Origin of the sequence: Pseudomonas fluorescens (assembly GCF_902497745.1) — a bacterium.
GTDB lineage: Bacteria > Pseudomonadota > Gammaproteobacteria > Pseudomonadales > Pseudomonadaceae > Aquipseudomonas > Aquipseudomonas fluorescens_BM.
In genome coordinates this window covers 5,487-12,216 of record NZ_CABVHJ010000041.1, presented here as the reverse complement: position 1 = coordinate 12,216, position 6,730 = coordinate 5,487, and the positions used below count along the sequence as shown (strand labels likewise).

Below are 6,730 nucleotides of genomic sequence, written 5' to 3'. Positions count from 1 at the left end.
GTGTGGGGCTGTTCAGCATTGCTGATAAAACAGGTACTTTGTCGAAAACTACGTACGCGTTCCCCCATGAAAAAAATTTCCTGGGGTTTGGCTCGCTCGTAACCTGGAAACCAAACACGGACAACCTGTATAACGCATCGTCGGATTATCAATATTGCTCCACGCAGACGCACACCGACGAGGCGGGGGAGACAACCGTTATTACGCGGACCTATAACAAGTACCATCTTCTGGTTACTCAGGTGTCGACAAACCAGAAGTGCACCACCACCCAGGCAACTGAGTATTATATTTATCCGAGCAAGTTATTTGAAGAGCAACCCCCGCAATACCAACTGCCGAAGACGCACACCACCACCTGGAGCCAGGGGGGACGGAGCCGCAGCGAAAAGACCACAACGACCTTCGATGAATCCGGTAATCCGCGAAGTCAATCGATCGTGTCCATCGATGCCGCGCAGAAAGAAACGCCCATCCAGACCAAGACCGAATGGACGTATTACAGCAAGGACGGCGAGACAGGTTGCTGCCCAGCCGAACCCAACGGTTTTACGCGGTTCATCAAGACGATGACGGTGACACCAACACTAGAATCTTCTTATGCTGTTTCGCCACACATTACGACGTACACCTATGCAGGGCTGGATACGCCACCAGGAGCCAAGGCCGCCATTTCCACCGCCATTATGGTTGCCAGCGAACAACATAAAAGCGGCACGGATTGGCTGTCTAAGGTTAGCTACACCTATGCGTATGCGGATAACAAAACCAACGACTTCTGCCGCCTCCTCAGCACTGAGAACACTCATTATCCATCCGGCGAGAACGGGCCAAAGCCTACCACAAAGACCACCTCTACGTGGACGCTTGAGGGGAGCACCCTGACTGAGAACAAGACATTAACTGCAGGAGAGCAGAGCCTGACTAGCGCTCAAACGCAGTCACTATTCACGGGCCGGACGCTGTCGTCGAAGGATGCGCTGGGGATTGTGAATGAGGCGGTGTATGACCGGTTGGGTCGCGTGATCCAGGTGACAACGGCAAAAGGCACTGATTACGCAAACACTCGTACCTGTGAATATAAAATTAAAAGTGACACTGACAGTGACAGTGGCAGTGGCAGTGAGGACGTACCGTTCCTGATCACCGCCGCAGACGCAAACAAAAACAAAATCCGCACAACCTGCAATGCGGCGGGTAAACCTGTCAGTGTGGACGCCTGGCTGGCCGATGATCCGCGCTGGAATACATTAAAGACAGCCCTCTACGATACTCAGATGCGCCCCGTGACAGTGACGAATATGGACTATCTCACGAGCGTCCCAACGGCCGAACGGCTGGAAGAGGCCCCTTCGCCAGATCAGTCGCTAACAGTGAAGTTGGATTACGATGGCTGGGGGCAAAACCATCTAAATTCGGTGAGCGATGGGGTGAAACACTGGAGCGTTACCGACCCCATTGCCATGACGGTCACGACGTATATGACGGCTGGGAACAAGGACCAAACCCAAAGCAGCGCCACAGTCACTACATATAACTATAACCGCCAACCTATAAAGATTGAGGCTTACGATGTAACAAATTGGACGGTCCCGTTGCCCTCGGACGCGAAGGCCAGTTCAACGGTGCTGCAGCAGTATGATGGCTGGAATCAGCTGCGCCAGCATGAGGATGAGTTACACCGCGTCACCCGCTATGACTATGATGTGTTCGGGCGGACTACCGTGACCACATTGCCGAAAGTATTTACCTCGTTCGGCGGCCTGGGGACGCAGGTTAAGCGTGAGTATAGCCCACTCTCGCCGCTTGCCTGGCTGGCTGATATTCAGGTGATCGCCGAGCTCGAGTCGCGTAATGACCTACCCAAATCGGTTTCTATGGGCACCCAGGTGTTTGACGAGTTGGGGCGAGTGACTCAGCGAAACTCGGGCGGCCGTACGTGGAATGCGACTTACAAAGCCAAGTCAGGGAGCGTGACCTCACCGGCCAGCGTGACTTCTCCGGCAAAAAATACGCTGAACTACCAGTACATAGCAGCGCTGGGAGGCAAGGTATCCCGGGTGGAGAAGGACACTAAGCCAAGCGAGAATAAGGTCTATACCTACAATACCAAGGATGCCACGAACAAAATTGTGGGTGGTTTATTGACCGCGTCTATTGTCATGAGCGCTTCCGACTCAAGCACCATCACCAACACCTATGCGCTGACGGGACGTTTGGTCACGGAAACGCTCGCCCCATCCGTCTCGGCGACCGATTACCAATACACCGTAGCGGGTAAGGCGACTCACTACACCGACGTGACGGGAATCACCCAGGTCGTTAAATATGATGGTTATGGTCGGCCGAGCACTATCAGTGACAGTGATGTGTCCGCCGAGTTGACCTATGATGACTTGGGGCGCTTGCAAAAATGGACAACTACCGATGTGAAGAGCCAGGCCACTCTGACTACCGCGATTGAGCTCGACGGCCTGGGCCGCGAGAAAAAGCGTACCCTGACAAGCAGTCAAAGCAACAACAGCTGGGTCCTCGAACAAACGTGGTATGCCAATCATCAACTAAACACCAAAGTGCTCTCCCGTAACGGCACACCGGCTCGAACGGAAACGTATACCTATGATCCCCGTAATCGTCTGACCGGCTACACCGTAACCGGCAACGTCGATGATTTACCGCAAGACGAGAAAGGTAATCGGATAACGTCACAGATCTTGACCTATGACGTCTACAGCAACATAAAAAGTATAGTGAGTACATTTAGTGACAAGACCTCGGACAGTATGGAATGCACCTACCTTGATCCTGTTCACAATACTGATGACCCATGCCGACTGTCCAAAGTCACACATGACCACTCGAGCTACAACGATCTAACTCCAGATTGGATGCAGTATGACCTGAATGGGTTTTTGACGAACGATGGCGTAGGGCGCACGTTTGAGAATGCCGGCTCGGTGCTGGAAGGGTATCTGTCCCGCGTTGTCGTAAAAGGCCAGGCTCCTAAGAGCAGTTCGTACCAGTATGACGCGATGAACCGGCTGATAAAACAGGACGACGTTAGTTTGTATTATCGCGGCTCGAAACTGGTTAATCAGGTGGAAGGCAAAAACGGCATGCGCCTGCTCAGTGGCCCGGGCGGCAACCTGGCACAGGTTCGTACAGGCGCTATAGCGGGTGTCTGGCTAAGCGGCACCGATGCTAATGGCTCGGTGCTGAGTGTAGAAAACCTCAGCGAGGATAAGAAGATAAGCCAACAAGTGAATTTGGCCTATGGCCCCTACGGAGAACGACCGACTAACTGAGCCTCGACGAGAGGTGGTTTCAAGGACCAAGTGCAACACCTGATGCAAGGTGTTGCCATGCCAAAGGACGCTATCTATTTGGCGGGTAACTTTTTTTGCCTTTAATCCAAACTCGTCGAGACCCGCGATTATTCTTAAAGCGGATTTTCTGCCGGCAATTATTCCTTTTGAACTGAGTTACCAACAGGCACCAGCAAGGCAGCTTTCCTCAAGCTTACCGCTGCAACCAAGCCCGTAACCCGCCCCCCGTCCCCTGGCATCCTGCCGACCGAACAAAATCCCCACTAACACACCAAGCCCCCCATTACTCTTGATACGCCAAGACCAAACATATGAGACACCAAGAGGGTGTGCTTTCCAGCATTCGACCTACAGTGCCTGTGAATGAGCCCCATGAAAGACAGGACACCGTTTCCCCCTTACGATAAGGGATAGGCAAACGGTTATGTTTATGACTAACAGCAACGATAAGAGTGGGGAGCTAATGAGATGGTCACCCCGCACCCTGTGGGGGCTATGCTTTCGCAGGGTGCTTTAATTCGGAGACCATCACCATGAGCGATTTGGCACTGGTCGGTATCGACCTCGGCAAACACACCTTCCATCTGCACGGCCAGGACAAATCCGGTCGAGAGCTGTTTCGCAAGAAGCTTTCACGACAGCAGATGATGCGGTTCTTCGCCAACCTATCCGCTTGCACCGTGGTGATGGAAGCCTGCGCTGGTTCGCATTTCGTAGCGCGCGAGCTGAGAGCCATGGGCCATCAAGCCAAGATGATTTCCCCGCAGTTTGTTAAACCTTTCGTGAAGGGCAACAAAAACGATTTCGTCGATGCCGAAGCGATCTGTGAAGCCGCGTCGCGACCATCGATGCGCTTTGTTTCGCCTAAGACCGAGGCCCAGCAGACGCTTTCTGTTTTGCACCGTCTGCGTGAATCGCTGGTGGGTGAGCGCACAAGGCAGTCAACCAAATGCATGGTTTTCTGCTGGAGTTCGGCGTCAGCCTCCCGCAAGGGTCGGCAATGATGAAGCGCTTGGCCAGCGTTCTGGCGGAGCACGAACTGCCCGTGCGGCTGACGGTGCTGTTACAGCGTCTGCACGATCACTTTGTCTACCTGGATGAACAGATCAAGGCGCTGGATAAAGAGCTAGTTTGCCAGCTTGCCGACGATGATCTGGGCAGGCGTTTGCTGGGCATACCGTGTGTTGGGCCGATCACCGCCAGCCTGCTGGCTGTGGAAATGGGCGATGGCCAGCAGTACGAATGTAGCCGTGACTTTGCGGCGTCTGTCGGCTTGGTACCCAGGCAGTACAGCACCGGCGGCAAAGCCAATTTGATGGGAATCAGCAAGCGTGGTGACAAGAATCTCAGACGGTTGTTGGTTCAGTGTTCCAGGGTTTACATGCAGCGACTGGAACACCAGAAGGGCCCCTTGGCTGACTGGGTGCGTTCGTTGCTGACGCGACGTCACTCCAATGTGGTGGCCTGCGCGCTGGCCAACAAACTGGCGCGCATAGCCTGGGCCATAGCGGCCAACCATACCGAATATGAAGCAGGACCAAGCACCATGGCTGCGTGACCCTGCGGTTGCTGCAGTACCACGATTCACCTTTCAGGTTTTGCGATAGCTGAACAACAGATGACGTGAACGGCCAACCGGCCTGGCGAAGAACCTGTCGCCCAAATCGGCTTTTGAAACCGAGGAGCTTTTCAGGATCGCCAGGCGCGACTCTCATCGTGGCGCGGGGCTTGCCCCAATAGACGCCGGATAGATTTAAGCAAACCAACCACTTCACCCGTTAATCAGTATTGCAAAAAATGGGGTGACCATGGATTTGGGCCAGGAGCGGCGGCGCCGCTGGAGCCCAGAGCAAAAGCTGGCCATGGTTCGCGAGAGCCTTGAACCAGGACAAAGTGTGTCGGTCGTCGCTCGGCGCAACGGCATCAATGCCAATCAGCTGTTTCTGTGGCGCAAGCTTTATCAGGACGGCAGCCTGTCGGCGGTCAGTGCCGGCGAAGCCGTGGTGCCTGCCTCCGAGTTAAGCGATGCGCTCAAGCAGATCCGTGAACTGCAACGGATGCTGGGCAAGAAAACCATGCAGGTCGAGACCCTTCAGGAAACCGTGGAGATTGCTCGGTCGCGAAAATGGATTGCGCACTCACCCTTGTTGCCGGGGGACGACCTGTGAAGCTGATCAGTGAAAGTCTCGGTGTAGCGCGCTCGCAATTGACGGTTCGACTCAATCCTACGGCTGCGCCTGACAGACGCCGTCGTGTGTTGGATGACACTGCTCTGGTTGAAGAAATTCGGACTGAAGTCAGTGAGTTGCCCAGCTATGGCTACCGCTGGGTCTGGGGTTTGTTGCGTCACCGACGCGAAACGCAGAGCTTGGCGCCGATCAACGTAAAGAAGGCCTATCGCGTGATGCGCGATCACCAGTTGCTGCTGGAGCGACGGATCAAGCAACCGGGTGTGGCGTGACGACACGAAGGTCGTATCGCCGTAGAAACGAGCAATACCCGGTGGTGCTCGGACGGCTTTGAGTTTCGTTGTGAGGATGGCGCCAAGCTGAGCGTGACCTTCGCCCTGGACTGCTGTGACCGCGAAGCCATCGGCTGGGTCGCCAGCCCAACCGGGTACAGCGGCGATGACATCCGCGACTTGATGTTGGAAAGCGTGGAGAAGCGCTTCGGTGATCAACTGCCTGCAACGCCGGTGCAGTGGCTCAGCGATAACGGTTCGGCCTACACCGCCGAACAGACGCGCCTGTTTGCTCGACAGATCGGCTTGCAGCCGGTGACCACCCCAGTACGCAGCCCGCAGAGCAACGGCATGGCAGAGAGCTTCGTGAAGACGATCAAACGTGATTACGTGGCGCACATGCCCAAGCCGGATCGAGAAACGGCGCTGCGTAACCTGGCAATTGCCTTTGAGCATTACAACGAGCAGCATCCGCACAGCGCTTTGAACTATCGCTCACCGAGGGAGTTCAGGCGCTAGGCAGTAGCATCAATTTAACGGGGAGTTGGTGTCCGGTTTTGTAGGGGCAAATCCAGCATGAGTCCGTTTGGCCAGGGTGGGATTAACCCGTATGCGTATTGTGAGGGGGATCCGATTAATAATACGGATCCGACGGGGCATTGGGGGGTATTGGGTACGCTACTCATGGTTGGAATGATGGTTCTCCCAAGTGAAGCTGAAGTAGAAGGGGTGGTGAAAGGGGCCGAAATGGTGGATGCGGCAGGGCTGAGGAGGACGAATCAACTGCGAAAAACGGGAGTACTGGCAGAAAAGAGTCACGGGGAGAGCATCGCAGTGAAAACAGCAAGGAGCACAGCTCGGGATATCACAATGAGCCAGCAAACTACGTCAGGCATGCCTAGGGCGTCTAACAGTTCTGTCAGGATGATCGATAGCGCTAGGG

The 6,730-nt window shown here is 54.8% G+C and carries 1 protein-coding gene and 3 pseudogenes; all 4 read left to right on the top strand.

Going from position 1 to position 6,730, the window contains the following annotated elements; translation table 11 throughout:
• Positions 1-3,305, top strand: a 3,305-nt coding sequence (locus F8N44_RS31525) for an RHS repeat domain-containing protein (protein ID WP_191630992.1), incomplete at its 5' end; no start/stop codon positions are given.
• 554 nt (positions 3,306-3,859) lie between these two features.
• Positions 3,860-4,884: pseudogene (locus tag F8N44_RS30805) on the top strand (IS110 family transposase).
• A gap of 250 nt (positions 4,885-5,134) precedes the next feature.
• Positions 5,135-6,306, top strand: a pseudogene (locus F8N44_RS30800) (IS3 family transposase).
• 54 nt (positions 6,307-6,360) lie between these two features.
• A pseudogene (locus tag F8N44_RS31975) lies at positions 6,361-6,462 on the top strand (RHS repeat-associated core domain-containing protein); the annotation flags it as partial.
• Between the last annotated feature and the right edge of the window lie 268 nt (positions 6,463-6,730).